This is a genomic window from Pedobacter sp. Leaf216 (assembly GCF_001421515.1).
GTDB lineage: Bacteria > Bacteroidota > Bacteroidia > Sphingobacteriales > Sphingobacteriaceae > Pedobacter.
In genome coordinates this window covers 154011-170274 of the sequence record NZ_LMKM01000001.1, presented here as the reverse complement: position 1 = coordinate 170274, position 16264 = coordinate 154011, and the positions used below count along the sequence as shown (strand labels likewise).

The following is a 16264-nucleotide window of genomic DNA, read 5'->3' as shown; positions in this document are numbered from 1 at the left end:
GATGAAAAATAAAAATATATTTAAAGGACTTATTGCAGCATTATGCATAATAAGTTTGTCTTCTTGTTTGAAGAACAAAAATGAGCAACCTGATTTCTCATCAACAACACCAGTTGTAGAAATTCCTGTTGGCTCACCAGTGGGTGATGGCAGCATCAACTCTTTAAGCACTTCACTTATTCAAAAAGATGTTCCAACCGACTATTACTTTTACATTAACTATGCGGCATCAAGCACAAAGCCGACTGATATTAAGGTTACTTTAGCTATCGATCCGGCTACGCTTTTAACATATAATAAGGCGCACCCTACTGATACTCCATTAAAGATCGTACCAACGAATGCTTTTACAATGCCGACAACGATTACGATTCCTGCGAATGAGCGTAGGGTACAGGTTCCGGTGAAGTTTGTGAGTACAGCACTTGATCCTGCTATTGGTTACGGTTTACCTGTAATTATTAAAGATGCTTCTGGAGAAGTAATTAGCAATAAATTTGGTGCTGTGGTTATTAATGTAGGCGTTAGAAATCGTTATGATGGAAAATACTCAAGCAAAGGTTATGTTTTTAGAGAAGGTGATACTGGCGGCTTAACTGGCTTTTTTAAAGGCTTGAGTAAAGATTTGTCGAGTAATGGTGCTAATGCGGTTAATTTTTCTCAGAACTGGGCAGACGGTGGTGGAGCCGGTGGTATTGATGGATTAACCATTAATGTTGATCCTGCAACCAACAAGGTAACGATGAAAAGCAAGGGCAATGCAACTTTGGCTAATGATCCGGCTTACGATAACCGTTACGACCCGGCAACGAAAACTTTTTATATCTCCTTTAAATGGGGTGCTAGTCCAACAAGCCGATCGGCTACCGATACGCTTAACTATGTTTCCATCAGATAAGTTAATATAAACAGCATAAAATACAGAAGCCCGTTTGAAACAATCAAACGGGCTTCCTTTTTTAATAATATAGTTAAAGCTAATGCTAAATACTATTCCTTCCCTAAATCTGCTGCACCTTTTTTAAAGAGTTCAGCCTGTTTGGTAAAATTTGCTTTAGCATCGCCACTTACGGCTGCGGCCTGTTGCGTTTTTGCCTGCGCTGTTGCAGTATATGCACCTGCCAGTTGTTTGTTTAAATAGGATTGCAGTTTTAACCTTTCGATAGCACTGCTGATGTTGTTTATACCTTTCTCGGTAACCGAAGGATTGGTATTCGCCCTCAAGTACTGGAAATACTGGCCAATTACTGAAAAGATTTCATTCCGGTCACCTGTAAGCATAATCTTTTCATAAAATGCCTGATGTTCATCTTTAGGATCGCTAATGTATAACGATGCAATAGAAGGTGCAATATGATCTTTTGTGTCCGCATCTAGTGAAGATAAAGCCGAAATGCTTTCTTGCGGAGCCAGTTTGGCTAAACCACCAATACCCGCTGCAATTACTTTGTACGATCTATCCTTTAAGCTTTCGCTCATTAAAGTTTTATATGTTATATCTCCTGTTTCAGCTAATTTCACAATTGCAGCAGCCCTTACCTCAGTATCCTTATCAGTTTTGGTAATTTGAAGTAGGATTGGTAAAGCCACCGCTTTGATTTTTGCATCTTCCAGGTTAATGCCATCAATACTTAGCGCACGTAAATCGGGTGATTTGTCTTTTAATCCTTCTAAAAGTACTTGTTGGCCGCTGTTGGCTTTGCTTTGCATGATGAACTGAAGTGCCTCTATCCTATTGGCATAGCTTGGCGCATTTTTATATTGGAAATAATAGTTTTCTGCGGTTTTATTGTCGTTAGTTTCACCAACTAAAATTTTATCTGTGTCAAAATCAATTAAGTCGGGTTTACTGTTAACATCGAAACTAAAATTCTGCTCGCGGCTGTTGATCAGAATTTCTTTCCTGATTTTCTGGCCACCTGCATAAATATCAATCTTAATTGGTAAAATAAAGGTTTGAACACTCGAATCCTGGGTCTGTTTTACTTTAATGGTGGCTTTTCCATTTTGGTAACCATAATCTATGCTTAAAATGGGGTGGCCGCCATTGTAATACCACTGGTTAAAATAAGGGCTCCAATCTTTACCGGTAACCTCTTCCATAGCCAATCGCAATTGTTGCGTTTCGCCATTTTTGAAAGCATTTGTGGTTAAATAACGGTTAAGCGATTTGTAGAAAGCGGCATCGCCCATCTGGTTTTTTAATGCATACAGAATAATCGATCCCTTTGCATAACTGATGTTATCGAACATATCTTCCTTGTCACCATAATAGAAACGCGCTAAAACAGGGCTTTCGCCTTTTTTGGTCGAACCGATGTAAGATTGCAACTTATCATAGCGTGACTTATCTTCTGCATCCTGACCGGCATCGTGGCCATGCCAGATTACTTCTCCAAATGTGGCGAAAGATTCGTTCATGGTTAGGTTAGACCATGATTCTGCTGTTACATAATCGCCAAACCATTGGTGAAAAAGTTCATGTGCAATTGTTCCTTCCTCATTGCCATCCAGCAGCTCGCGATCGGTTTTTTGTACCTGTTCGCCATGCAAAGTTGCCGAAGTATTCTCCATAGCTCCCGAAACATAATCTCTGGCAACCACCTGCGAATATTTGTTCCATGGATAATCTACACCAAGCAAATTGCTGTAAAACTGGATCATATCTGGCGTTTTTCCAAAAATCTGTTTCGCATAGGGTGCAAACTTTGGTTCTAAGTAATAACTTACTTCTTTGCCTTTATAAGTATCTTTTGTTACTTTAAATTCGCCTACAGCCATCATAAACAGATATGGTGAATGTGGAAGATCCATTTTCCAGGTATCTGTTCTGGTTCCATCGGCATTGGCTTTCTGGCTCACCAGTTTTCCGTTAGAAAGTGTAGTGTATTTCGATTTTACGGTCATCGAAATTTCATCAGTAGTTTTCTGATCGGGTTTATCAATGGTAGGGAACCATGCCGAAGAGGATTCCGTTTCGCCTTGTGTCCATATTTGCGTTGGTTTATTCTTATCAGTTCCGTCCGGATTGATAAAATAAAGTCCTTTTGCATCGGTTATGGCTGCGCTGCCTTTTACTTTTAGCTCATCGGGTTTTGCGGTATAAGCAATGTATACCGTATACTTTTCAGTATTGGTGTATTTTTTATTTAAAGTGATATGCAGTTTATTGTCATTATAAACATATTTAAGCGGTGTATTTCCTTTGGCACCAACCAATGCAACCGTTTTGATGTCCATGCCCTGTGCATCGAGGGTTAGCGAATCTGTGGCATAAAAATGTGGTTTAAGGGTAACCCATTCTTTTCCGTAGAGGTACCGCTTAGCATAATCAAAAGCTACATCAAGTTTGGTATGCACAAGATCATTAACCTTGGTTGCCGTTGCCCGGTAAACAACAAGATTGGTTGATTTTTCTACCGGTTGTTCCTGTGCAAAAAGTAGATTGGCCGTAAAGGCAGAAAACAATATTATGCCACAGGCAATAAATTTTTTATTCATTTTTAAAGATTTGATAAGTCAGTTAACTTTAAACCACGATATTAAGAATTGTGGTAAAGTAAACACTCAAATGTAGTCCCCTTTCTGTTAATTTTTTGTTTTTTTGTGTAAATCGTTAGATATATGACTACAGCTATTCAATCCATTTTAAATAAATTGGGCATTCAGGCGAGCAATCCTGCCTTTAGTACAGGCAACAATTGGGGTGGAGAATCGAATCCGGATACTTTAGAAAGTTTTTCTCCTGTTGATGGTGAACTGATTGCTTCGGCAAAGGTTGCCGGCAGTTCAGATTATGAGGCTGTTGTGTTAAAAGCGCAATCGGCATTTAAAGAGTGGCGTACCATTCCTGCGCCAAAGCGGGGAGAAATTGTGCGTCAGTTTGGCGATGCTTTACGTGAAAATAAAGATGCATTGGGTACACTCGTATCATACGAAATGGGAAAAAGCTTGCAGGAAGGCTTTGGTGAGGTGCAGGAGATGATTGATATCTGCGATTTTGCTGTGGGCTTATCACGTCAGCTATATGGTCTTACTATGCATAGCGAACGTCCGAACCACCGCATGTATGAGCAATGGCATCCACTGGGGGTTGTCGGGATTATTTCTGCATTTAATTTCCCTGTGGCCGTTTGGAGCTGGAATACGGCTTTAGCCCTGGTATGTGGTAATGTTTGCATCTGGAAACCCTCAGAAAAAACGCCTTTAACAGCCATTGCCTGTCAACATATTATAGCTAAGGTTTTTAAAAATAATAATATAGCCGAAGGGGTTTGCAGCCTCATTTTAGGAGATAGAAGCGTAGGTGAAATGATGACGAATGACGGTCGCATTGCATTAATTTCTGCAACAGGATCTACCCGTATGGGAAAAGCCGTTGGAGCTGCGGTGGGTGCCCGTTTGGGTAAAAGTTTGTTGGAACTTGGAGGCAATAATGCGATCATTATCTCTGAACATGCCGATTTGGACATGAGTTTAATCGGAGCTGTATTTGGTGCAGTTGGTACCGCAGGGCAGCGTTGCACTTCTACCCGCAGGTTGATTATTCATGAAAGTGTATATGATGCTTTTACAGCAAAGTTGGTTAAAGCCTACAGTCAACTCCGTATCGGCGATCCTTTAGATCAAAACAACCATGTTGGGCCGCTAATTGATACTGATGCGGTGACTGCCTATTTAGATTCGATAGAAAAATGCAAGGCAGAGGGTGGCAATTTTGTAGTAGAAGGTGGCGTTTTATCTGGCGATGCCTATACAAGTGGTTGTTATGTAAAACCTTGTATTGCTGAAGTTCAGAATGATTTTAAAATTGTGCAGCATGAAACTTTTGCGCCAATTTTATACCTGATAAAATATAAAACTTTAGATGAGGCAATTGCCTTGCAAAACGGTGTGCCACAAGGGTTATCATCAGCCATTATGACTTTAAATTTAAGGGAAGCGGAACAGTTTTTATCTGCTAAGGGATCAGATTGCGGTATTGCTAATGTAAACATTGGTACCTCTGGTGCTGAAATAGGTGGTGCTTTTGGAGGGGAGAAAGAAACTGGAGGAGGTAGGGAAAGTGGATCTGATGCATGGAGAGCATATATGCGCAGACAAACCAATACCATTAATTATTCAAATACTTTGCCCCTGGCACAGGGTATAAAATTCGATTTGTAGCAGGATCGTTAATGCAATAGTAATAACCCATAGGTGCAGGGTTTTTCCACTAAAATTCGGGACAGGCTCTCGGCTGAAAAAGCCTGCTGGCAGTAAGGACAAAAAATAAAAAAGGCGCTGAAATTAACCTCAGCGCCTTTTTGGTAAATATATGATGGAGTTAGAATAGTTTTTCTAATAAGTTTACCTGAAGATCATCATAACGGGATTTGTTGTTTTTTGCCAAAGCAGATTTTGCAACCAGTTTAGTATAGGTATCCTGAGCTATAAATTTTCCAGTTTCTATTTTAGAAGTGATACCGCTTCTCGATTGGTGTGTTTGTGTTGAACCTTCGAGCTTTAAAGCGGCTGAATCATTTACATCAGTAGTTAAATTAACTGTATTAACGTTTAGATCTGCTGATGCATCATCGCCTAAAACAACGCTTAAGTTTAATAAATTAAATTTCCCGGCAGTGCTAACCGTTGCGGTATTTAATGCTTCGATACTATTTAAATTATTAACGTGCGCAATAACCGTTAAAGTATTTTTTTCGAATGAGCTGATTCTCAATGTTGCACCCTGTTGCTGTATCAATGCGTTTTTGGTATAATATTGATCGTAAACTTCAATACTTTCTTTTACATCCTGTATCAATATCAATTTTACATTTCCAGATACTACAATTTTATTGATGTTTTTCACCATCGTTATTGCGGTGTAGTTTGCATTGTTTTCTGTAGCATTTGCTACAACTGTTGCGCTGCTTAGCGTAAACATTACTAATGTTGCTGTGAACAAATTTTTGATAGAAGTTTTCATGACCTTAATATTTTATGTTTATAAATCCTATATTTTTAAGTTCCTAATAATTAGGTGGTTTTGTAATTAAGACGGTGTTCTTGTGAAAACGTTTCAGCCAATTATGGGCTATTATACCATGGGCTTTTATTTATAGACGAACGCCAAAATAACCTATACGAAAACCTGCTTGTTTTTTGAAACATCGACAAACAAAAAAGGCCAATCTGTTTAAAGACCGGCCATTTATTAGGAAGAGATTTGGTTTATAGCTTTTTAATGAGCAGATAACTCTTTGTCTCACTCCAAAAATAATCCTTACCATCATCTTCGTAATAGGTGCTTTGTAAAGAGGTAACGATGATGATGTATTGATACCCATTAATATTTTTAGCAACACTCATCAGCTTTGCGGGGTAAAGGTATTCTTGTTTTTTATTTGTCGCCTTTAAGGCACCTTTTTTATATGCATCAACTGCTTGCTTAAATACTTCTTTCAAATCAAGCTGCAGAGCTGGTTGATTATTAACCAATAGCAGGAGTTTTGAACCGATTTTATTTGTTGTTAGATCTGTCCCATAAATCCGGGTTATTTTTTTTTCCTGATATCCATTCATTTCGATCAGGTAGTCATAGCCCTTGACATTTAAAACCTGGTTTTGATCATTTTGGAGTGTAATGCTCACACCATGATCATATTCCAAATCACCTTTAACTTTAAAAATAGCCAACGCGGTATCAACCTTGTTCATGCGCATGCTGTACCGATAGCTATTGGTAGCATCTATTTTTTCTTCTATTTTACTAAGATCTCTTTTGGTAAAGGGTTGAAGGGTTTTTAATCCGTGGGTGTATACAAGATATCTGATTACGGCTGGTTTTTCTTTAATATCATCTTTTTTCTTACTGCCCATGATCCGCTTTAACCGGCTTAACTGTGAATATTTAGATATAGAAAAGGCACTTTGCGGGCCATAAGTAGCCAATAGCGAAATGATGCACAAACTTAGCGGGATTACCTTTATATTCTGCTTTTTACTGAAGAGAAAATAGATGGTCACCCCTGCCAACCATAAAGCCAGTGCGGTTAAAATATACCTGCTTTCTGTAATGCCATAATGCCCCACCCTTTTCCATACGGCAAGCAATAAAAGCACCACCAATGGAATCATCATTACATAAAAGAACTTTGAAAACAGTTTAATCCAACTATTGCCTTCCGTTTCTTTAATAGGATAAACCAGGAGCAGTGATAAGATCCCAAAAACAGCGTAACCTAAAATCAAGCTAGACACCAAACCTTTTGGCAGTTCCCATAACACAGCGATCTTGAGTTCGTAAACGAGCAAAATCGCTAAATAAATGGTCACCAGTGGAATAAGTACGAATTGGGCAAATATTTTTAAGCCTTTAGGGTAACTATGATCATCTTCCAGCAATTTATAATCGGTTGGAATTCCTGCTAAAAAGAAGGTAGTGCTAAATCCAGCACTAATAATGGCAAATAGGGTCATGTATGTCTGCCATTTAATTTCCGCATTAAACAATCCGTCAATGGCAACCAAGGCAATAGCCAAACCAGCATATAGTACTGCAGAATAAAGTGCAGAGGTAAGAAACCGAAGAAAAAGGGCTTTATTAAACTGCCAGAAGCCATTTATTTTATTCTGACCGATAAATGGTGCAAAGGCTACAAGCAAATGGAAGGCAAAAGCAAATAGGAAAATGCGGTAAAGATCTGCCGAATAATTTGTTGGATCGAGGCTGAAATAAAGCAAAACACAGATGAGTACACCACCTAAACGCAATAACCACTTTTTCTTTAATGTGTATTGGTTCCGTTCTGAAATTAAATCGAGAGCCAATAAGAGCGTGAGCGCCAGGTCTAAAATGGCAATTGCCTTTATTAAATGATCTTTTAGATTTTCGTTCTGTTCTGAATAGTCCCGATAATCAGAAATATCGATATAATAGCACCAACACAATGTTGCAGCAATTGCAAAGGTAAACTGTAGCGGAAAACGTTTAACTACGTTTACAAATCCATTGTAAAGCTGTTGGAGAGAAGGTAATTTCATGTAATATTTTTATTAAAGATAGTTGCTTTCAAGCTTAATGGCTAAGGCTCAAAATTTAATTTGTTAAAAAAGGTTAAACTATTACCGGCAACTAATATATTAGTTTTATCTTCGGAAAACAAAACCAAATCCTTCTATGAAACGTTTATTACTCTCGTTGTGCTTTCTTGTGTTTATCTCCTCCTATTCGAAAGCGCAGAATCTCCATACTATTAAAGGAAGAACGATTGATACGGCCTCTACAACCCTGTTATCGGGAACTACAGTTGCAGTGTTAAATGCTAAAGATTCTATCCTGGTAAAATTTACCAGAACTGCAGAAAACGGCTCGTTCGAAATTAATGGTATCAAAAACGGAAAATTTATTCTCCAGGTGTCTTATCCGAAATATGCCGATTTTGTAGATCATTTTACGCTTGACTCTACCACACAGGTTAAGGATTATGGAAAAGTAAACCTGACCGGAATGGCAAAGATTTTGGCTGATGTAATTATAAAGGGGAACAGGGCTGCGATGAAAATCAAAGGTGATACCACCGAATTTGATCCAAAAGCTTTCAACATTGAACCAAACTCTAAAGTTGAGGATTTAATTAAACAATTTCCAGGTATACAGGTAGATAAAGACGGAAAAATTACTGCTCAGGGTAAAGCTGTTCAAAAAGTTTTAGTAGATGGTGAAGAGTTTTTTGGTGATGACCCCACACTTGTAACAAAAAATCTCCGTGCAGATATGGTAGAATCGGTTCAGCTTTATGATAAAGCCAGTGATCAGGCCAGCTTTACCGGAATAGATGATGGGGAAAAAACGAAAACACTAAACGTTAAATTAAAAGAAGATAAAAAAAATGGTTACTTCGGTAAGGTGCAGGGTGGTTATGGAACCGATGATTATTACACCGGGCAATTGATGTTTAATAAATTTTGGGGCAAGAAAAAATTCTCTGCCTACGGCATATTTGGCAACAATGGTACAGTTGGTTTGGGTTGGGATGACCGGGATAAATATGGCGGTAATACAATGACTATGACCGATGAGGGCTATATGTATTTTAGCTCGGGCGGTGATGACTTTGATAGTTATGATGGGCAGTACAATGGCCAAGGGTTACCTGTAGCCAGAACCGGAGGGCTGCACTTTGATAGTAAGTGGAATAAAGACAAAGAATCATTAAATACCAATTACAAAATTGGTTCCATCCGTGTTAGTGGAGATCGAAATACAATAAGCCAAAACAACTTAAGTTCTGGTGTTATTAATAATGTTTCTGACCAGTTTAATGATAATGATATGTTTAGGCAAAAACTGGACGCTACCTACGAAATTAAACTGGATACTACACTGACTTTAAAAGTAAGTGTAGATGGTGCTTTAAAAGAAAGCAATACGTTTAATTCTTACAATACTTCCAGCAAAAATGGTAATGATGAACTGCTAAATAAAAGCGATAGAACACTTAGTAACAAAGTTAACGAGCAACAGTTTAACATGAGTGCTTTATTTACCAAGAAATTGAAAAAGAAGGGCCGTACACTTTCCCTTAGTTTAAGCGAGGCCATAAGCAAAAGCAATAGTGATGGTTATTTAAATTCAAAAAACACGTTCTACACCGCTATAGGAGTTCGCGATAGTGTAATCAATCAATATAAAGTTAATGATATTTCAAATAATGCGTTCAGATCTAATTTAGCATATACAGAACCACTTAGTAAAACCATAAGTGTAATTGTAAATTATGGATTAAGCTTGATGAGTGGTCAATCTGACCGAAAGTCGTTCAACAAGTCAGCAAGTGGAAATTACGATATTCTGGATACCCAATTCAGTAACGATTATAAATTGGATCAGATCATTAATCAGGGAGGAGCAGTATTCAATTACAAAAGTGGAAAATCATCAGCTACTATTGGCTCAAAATTTAGTGGCGTTAACTTCAAACAGATAGATCTTTACAACAATAAAACCTATAACCGTAACTTTATTAATTATATGCCTCAGGCATCATATCAATACAGATTTTCACAGCAAAAATCTTTGAGAATAAATTATAGTGGAAATACAAATCAGCCCTCTCTGGAGCAAATTCAACCCATTAGCGTAAATACCGATCCATTGAATATTTCCTTAGGTAATCCCGATTTACGGCCATCTTTTAGAAGTAGTATCAGTGCGAATTTCAATTCGTATAAGGTATTAACAGATCAATCGATCTGGCTAAGTGGCTATTATAGTTTTACAGCAAACCCCATTATTAGCGATGTTGTTACAGATGACGCAGCTAAAAGTACTTACAGATCTGTTAACCTCTCGAATGAAATGCCATCAAATTTTTCAATTAATGCACAAACAAGCCGAAAAATAAAAGGTATAGATTTAAGTGTTGGTATTAATGGTAATGCATATGGAAACACTTCGTATAATTTTATTAATGGGGTTTTAAATAAAACAAAAAATTATACCTACGGAGCTGGATTAAATTTTTCGAAGTATGTTGATAAGAAGTATAATTTCTATGCCCGTTTCGGACCAACTTATAATATTGCCAGAGCGAGTGTTAATACCTCTGGCAACAGCGATGGTTGGGGCTGGGATGGTTATGCATCAGGCTCGGTAAAATTACCAGCCAAATTTGAGTTATCTACTGATGGCCAGTATGAATTTAAAGGGAAGACACAAACATTTGATGAAAACTTTCAACGTTTCCTTTGGAATGCCTCATTAACAAAAAAGTTCTTCAAATCAGAGAATCTTAAATTCGCGCTAACCGTAAACGATATTTTAAACCAAAATGTCGGCTTTGATAGATCGGCATATAACGGAAACATTACCCAAAGCAGTTATACAACTATTCAGCGGTATTTCTTATTCTCATTAATATGGGATTTCAATAAAATGGGTGGTGGCGTTAAAACACAAAAATAATGATCATGAAAAATCTGCTTATATACTTTATCTTATTTACTGCCATTTTTATCAGTAAAAATGCATCTGCACAGAATGCGCACTTTGTTCAAAACGGTATAATCGAATTTGAAAAAAAATCGAATATGTATGCCATAATTAAGAAGAAAATTAACAAGGATAACGAAAGTTACTATGGCCCTGCTTTTGATCAATACAAAAAGAACAATCCTCAAACCAAGATCGGAAAAAGTGTATTAAACTTCACAAAAGACAAAAGTTTATATAAGGTAACTTCAGCTGAAGAACCCTTAACAAATAACTGGGTAACAAGAGATATGTTGGCCGACTTAAGGAATACCGTGGCGACAAATTTTGGTACTGAAACAAGCATAGCGCAAAAAAATGTTTACGAAGAAACCTATCTGGTGAAAGATAGTGTTCGTAAAATCAATTGGAAAATTACCGACGAAACAAGGGAGATTGCGGGTTACGAATGCAGAAGAGCTAATGCGGTAATCATGGATTCGGTTTATATAGTGGCTTACTATACTAACCAAATTGCAGTATCGGGCGGGCCGGAATCTTTTACGGGGTTGCCAGGGATGATTTTAGGTTTAGCATTGCCTCATGAAAATGTAAATTGGTTTGCGACTAAAGTTACCGAGGTTGCCGTACCCGAAAAAGACTTATTGCCCCCAACCAAAGGAAAACCAATAACCAATAAAGGATTAATAGCGATTGTAACCTCAGCACTCAAAAATTACGGACCTGAAGCATTATCGGATTTGAAAATTTTCGGGCTTTAAGGAACAGAAGATTATTACAATTATGCCTATTTTAGCAAGCCAAATAGCATATAATGTTTACTGCGCTTTATAATCACATTAACAGATTTATAAATTTGAGTAGTGATGAACAGGAAATCCTTGAACCACTACTCAAATCGTTTTCAGTTAAAAAGAAAGCCTTTTTATTGGAGGAAGGGCAAACCTGCAGGGCCAATTATTTTGTGGTAAAAGGTTGCCTCAGGCTTTATTTTGTCGACATTAAAGGTGTGGAACAAACCACTCAGTTTGCCATAGAAAATTGGTGGATAACGGATCTCAGTAGCTTTCTGTTCCAGGAGCAATCAGAATTTTATATTCAGGCTGCCGAAGCTACAGACGTGATTGCCATTGAACACCATCACTATGAAGAAATGTTCCATAAATTACCGAAACTGGAAAGGTATTTCAGGTTGATCTTACAAAAAAACCATCAGGCCTCACAACGGAGGATCAAATTTTTATACAGTCAAACGGCCGAAGAGCGATATCGCCATTTTAATAGTTTATTTCCTGAATTTGTGCAGCGTGTGCCACAGTATATGCTGGCTTCATATCTGGGTTTTACGCCGGAGTTTCTAAGTAAGATCAGGGCGAAGAAGATATAAGCCACAGAGCCCACAGCCTTAGTTTTGTTAACATGGGCCACGGAAACACAGAAGGGATGGATAAATACCGAACGGGTATTGAAAAAGAAAACATTGGTATATGAGGACACCAATGCTATCAAGTTAAACACTAATTACAGGCAAACCTAATTTAATCACAGATAAAAAGGATGCACACAGGTATAAAGATCTGTGTTTATCGGTGTCCATCTGCGGTTAAAAACTTATTAAATAAATGACATTAATGAGAACACAGGCTTTGAAACCACTCCGTGTTACTCCGTGCTTCCGGGGCTAAAAAATAAACATAGCGCTAACTTTGCAGAAAAAAGTGTGCCCTTTGTGTTAGGCAATCATTTCTTAAACTACATTAAGTTTTTTGATCATTTCGATGCAGAACTTTACATCATAATCAAAAAACAAATAATATGGAAAGTAGAATTGATATCCCAAAAGTAGAACCTGCAGCTTATCAAGCCATGTACGGTTTAGAAAAATACTTATCAACCAGCAAATTAGATCCTATCCTTTTAGAGCTGATTAAAATGCGTGCTTCACAGATTAATGGTTGTGCTTTTTGCTTAAATATGCACTCAACCGATGCCCGTAAAATCGGCGAAACTGAGCAGCGTTTATATCTGTTGAACGCCTGGAGAGAAACAACACTTTTTACCGAACAAGAGCAAGCGGTTTTGGCCTTAACAGAGCAGGTAACTTTAATTAGTAACCACGTTTCGGATGCGGTTTATCAAAACGCGGCAAGCTTCTTCAGCGAACAGGAACTTGCACAGATTATTATGGCTATTGTAACCATTAATGCATGGAACAGGCTCGCAATTACTGCAAAAGTAATGGTAGGGTAGTTAATTTCAGACCCCTCAGGTTTTTAAAACCTGAGAGGTCTATAGCTACAAGATTGAATCAAAAATCTCGCTCAGGTGACTCAGATGGTCGGTATTTTTTTGGAAAACAATGGTTCTGTATAATTTGGTCACTGTAATCCTGTTGTCCCCTCAAGTCCTCGCTCATCGCTTCGCTTCGGGCTTTACGTTCTATCAGATTTATTTAAAAAAAGTCAGTCATTGTAAATTACCCACCATCCAGACCCCACAGGTTTCTGAAGCCTCCGAGGTCTAATTTTGCGCTCCGTTAAGCTTCTTCAATTCCTCATAAACCAACCTGGCAACTTCTTTTGCTCCTTCCGGTTGAAAATGCGTATTGTCTTTTTGTCCTTTAGGATAAGCTTCATATTTTGCTGAGTCTAAATTCATAAAATAATTTTTACTTACAAATTCATTTCCTTTTGTACTAAAAAATGCTGCTGAAAGTGATGTTAAATCTATAAGTTGTACATCTAATTCCTGAGCTACATCTTTTACCGCTTGTGGATATTCGCCATGTGCACTCCCAAGTTTTCCATCTTTCCAGGGATAGTTTCTGGTTACCGGTGTAATAAGAATCGGTAAGGCACCTTTGGCCCTGGTTTCTTTAACATACATCCTTAAAAAATCTTTATAACCAGGAATATCTACATAACGGTCTGGCTTATTCTTTGCTGCATCATTATGGCCAAACTGGATTAAAACCAAATCGTTCTTTTCCAGGGTTGATAATACTTCTTTCCATCTTCCCTCTTCAAAAAAGGTTCTGGTGCTTCTGCCGCCTTTGGCTTTATCAACCACAAGGGCACTATCACTTTTAATCAGCTTGTTTAATTTTTTTAAACTGTCTTTTTTTAAAAACTGTTGAAAAACCTGTCCCCAACCCGTTATCGGGTATTTTTTCTGCATATAACCTTCCTCCAGGGTATAATCTGCAACAGTAGAATCGCCTATTAAATAAATTTTAATGGGCTTTGGTTTTACAATGAACGACATCAGTAAAACTCCCAACAGGGCAACGGTAAGATACTTTTTCATTATTTTATTTTAAAGGTTGTACACGGAACCAATCATATTCTGCTATTCCCGAATCATTAGTTTGGGCATCCCTAATGGCAAAAATCCCCATTTTTGCACCTATCCACTGTCCGGCTGTTGCTTGAAATTCATCTCCGGCATTGGTAAAACTCAGCCCATCTTCGCTGTAACTAAACTGGCATTTTGCACCAGCAGTAACCTTAACCCTAAAATATACCCTGGCTGATTTCAGCTTAATAATTTCCTTTTCATTCTCCGTTTTTCCTTTATCTGCATTTTGGCAAACGCCGTACATCAGGTAAAAACCGTCTTTTTTACTTTTAATACTTATTTGTGCATAACTCCGCCCCATTACCACGAGGCCTGTTTTTTCATTTTCCAATTTCGGATTGGGCTTAAAAACAAGTTTTGTTGTGGCCATAAATTCATCGGCAGGAAATTTCTGCATCAACAGGCTTGGAACATCCCATAAGTTTTTAGCATCATCAGGAGTTTTGGCGGTGTATAATTTCAACAAACCTTTTGCCGCATCGGTAAATAACCAGGTTGGCTGCGGGTTGGCCTGCCATTGCCATTGCAACCCCAATTGCGAAGTTCCAAATTCATCACTTTCTACTGGCGTTTCAATTGAATAAACCTTACCTACATTTGGTTTTTTATATGTTATAACTGGCTCGCCTTTGCCATCGCCATCATTATCCACGCCAATAACTGGCCAGTTATTTACCCATTTCATTGGCTGCAGATGCACCACACGCCCGTAGGCATCTTTATCCTGAAAATGCAAAAACCAATCTTCACCAGTTTGAGTATTTACCCAGGCACCTTGATGGGGGCCGTTTACAGAGGATTTTCCCTGATCCATGGCTACCTTTCGTTCATATGGACCATAAATATTTTTACTTCTTAAAATGAGCTGCCAACCTGTAGATACGCCGCCTGCAGGGGCAAAAAGATAGTAATAACCATTTCGTTTGTAAAATTTTGGTCCTTCAATCGTTGGATCGAGTTCATGACCATCGTACACAATACGACCGGTTTCCATCGCTTTAGCACCATCGCTGGTTAAGGGCATAATGGCCAATACACTTTTTATCCCGGCCCGGCTGCCCGCATAAGCATAAGCAAGGTAAGCTTTGCCATCTTCATCCCAAAAAGGGCAAGGATCGATCAATCCCTTACCTGCAGCCACTAACTTTGGAGCCGACCAATCGCCTGTAATCGTTTTTGCTTTTGTTAAATAAATGCCAAAATCGGGATCTGGATAATAAATATAAAATTCGCCATTGTGGTAACGAATCGAAGGTGCCCAAACACCATTGCCATGCTGCGTTTTCTCGAAATGCTCAAAGGGAGGCTGGCGTTTTAAAGCATGACCTATTATTTTCCAGTTGACCAGATCTTTGGAATGGAGAATTGGCAAACCCGGAATTGCATCAAAACTTGAGGCGATCATGTAAAAATCATCTCCCACCCGGATAGCATCCGGATCAGAATAATCGGCGTTTATAACCGGGTTTTTAAAGGTTCCATTGCCTAAATCAGCTACCCAAACTTTGGAAACATACCGGTTATCAGGCGATTGCTGGGCAAAGGTATTTAAACAAAAACTTAAAAAAAGGATTGAACTGTATAGGTATTTCATTAACAAAAATGTTTTTAATATTTGGTCAGTTATTTATCTAGCATTACGTCATTCACGCGCAGGCAGAAATCTTAATGTGGCTTATGATTGGCATTAGATTCCCAATCATGTTGGGAATGACGATGCGTGTATTTTATCAAATTAGCCTATCAACAAGATTAAGTTTTTTTTTATTTTCAGGCAAGTTGTTATTGTGCAATCGTTCCCGACATCGTTTGCGAAGTTTAATCTGTTAAATGTTTCTTTCGCATAGATTTTAATGTTTAAAATTGTTCATCATATATTTTAAAACACGGCTGCGTTACAAAGTTTTATACTTTTACGTGGCCGATTTTAAT

The 16264-nt window shown here is 38.1% G+C and carries 11 protein-coding genes; 6 read left to right on the top strand and 5 right to left on the bottom strand.

Going from position 1 to position 16264, the window contains the following annotated elements; all coding sequences use genetic code 11:
• Window position 1 precedes the first annotated feature (1 nt).
• Window positions 2-898, top strand: coding sequence for a DUF1735 domain-containing protein (locus ASE74_RS00720; RefSeq protein WP_162235769.1), 897 nt, complete (start codon window positions 2-4; stop codon window positions 896-898).
• A 92-nt stretch (window positions 899-990) separates the two neighbouring features.
• Here ASE74_RS00720 and ASE74_RS00715 read toward each other — a convergent pair whose 3' ends face one another.
• The gene (locus ASE74_RS00715) at window positions 991-3501 is read right to left on the bottom strand and encodes a M1 family metallopeptidase (protein WP_055902873.1); all 2511 of its coding nucleotides are present in this window, start codon (window positions 3499-3501) and stop codon (window positions 991-993) included.
• 123 nt (window positions 3502-3624) lie between these two features.
• Between ASE74_RS00715 and ASE74_RS00710 the strand changes: the two genes are divergently transcribed.
• The gene (locus ASE74_RS00710; protein ID WP_055902870.1) at window positions 3625-5166 is read left to right on the top strand and encodes an aldehyde dehydrogenase family protein; all 1542 of its coding nucleotides are present in this window, start codon (window positions 3625-3627) and stop codon (window positions 5164-5166) included.
• A gap of 160 nt (window positions 5167-5326) precedes the next feature.
• Here the strand turns inward: ASE74_RS00710 and ASE74_RS00705 are convergent, their stop codons facing one another.
• Both ASE74_RS00705 and ASE74_RS00700 read right to left on the bottom strand, forming a co-directional pair.
• Entirely contained in the window at window positions 5327-5968 is a 642-nt protein-coding gene (locus tag ASE74_RS00705; RefSeq protein ID WP_055902867.1) for a GIN domain-containing protein, read from the bottom strand.
• A 245-nt stretch (window positions 5969-6213) separates the two neighbouring features.
• Window positions 6214-8025: a DUF4153 domain-containing protein gene (locus ASE74_RS00700; protein WP_055902864.1), complete on the bottom strand. Its 1812-nt coding sequence runs from the start codon at window positions 8023-8025 to the stop codon at window positions 6214-6216.
• Window positions 8026-8161: 136 nt separating this feature from the next.
• On the opposite strand from ASE74_RS00700, the gene ASE74_RS00695 reads away from it, so the two are divergent.
• The 4 genes from ASE74_RS00695 to ASE74_RS00680 all read left to right on the top strand — a co-directional run bounded on the left by ASE74_RS00695 (window position 8162) and on the right by ASE74_RS00680 (window position 13225).
• Window positions 8162-10948, top strand: a complete 2787-nt coding sequence (locus tag ASE74_RS00695; RefSeq protein ID WP_055902862.1) for an outer membrane beta-barrel family protein — start codon at window positions 8162-8164, stop codon at window positions 10946-10948.
• Window positions 10949-10953: 5 nt separating this feature from the next.
• The gene (locus tag ASE74_RS00690; protein WP_055903103.1) at window positions 10954-11736 is read left to right on the top strand and encodes a GLPGLI family protein; all 783 of its coding nucleotides are present in this window, start codon (window positions 10954-10956) and stop codon (window positions 11734-11736) included.
• A gap of 53 nt (window positions 11737-11789) precedes the next feature.
• Entirely contained in the window at window positions 11790-12362 is a 573-nt protein-coding gene (locus ASE74_RS00685; protein WP_055902861.1) for a Crp/Fnr family transcriptional regulator, read from the top strand.
• A gap of 428 nt (window positions 12363-12790) precedes the next feature.
• Window positions 12791-13225, top strand: a complete 435-nt coding sequence (locus ASE74_RS00680; RefSeq protein ID WP_055902858.1) for a carboxymuconolactone decarboxylase family protein — start codon at window positions 12791-12793, stop codon at window positions 13223-13225.
• 270 nt (window positions 13226-13495) lie between these two features.
• Here the strand turns inward: ASE74_RS00680 and ASE74_RS00675 are convergent, their stop codons facing one another.
• Window positions 13496-14281, bottom strand: coding sequence for a rhamnogalacturonan acetylesterase (locus ASE74_RS00675; protein ID WP_055902857.1), 786 nt, complete (start codon window positions 14279-14281; stop codon window positions 13496-13498).
• Window positions 14282-14285: 4 nt separating this feature from the next.
• Complete coding sequence (locus ASE74_RS00670; RefSeq protein ID WP_055902854.1) at window positions 14286-15926, bottom strand: glycoside hydrolase 43 family protein; 1641 nt, start codon at window positions 15924-15926, stop codon at window positions 14286-14288.
• Between the last annotated feature and the right edge of the window lie 338 nt (window positions 15927-16264).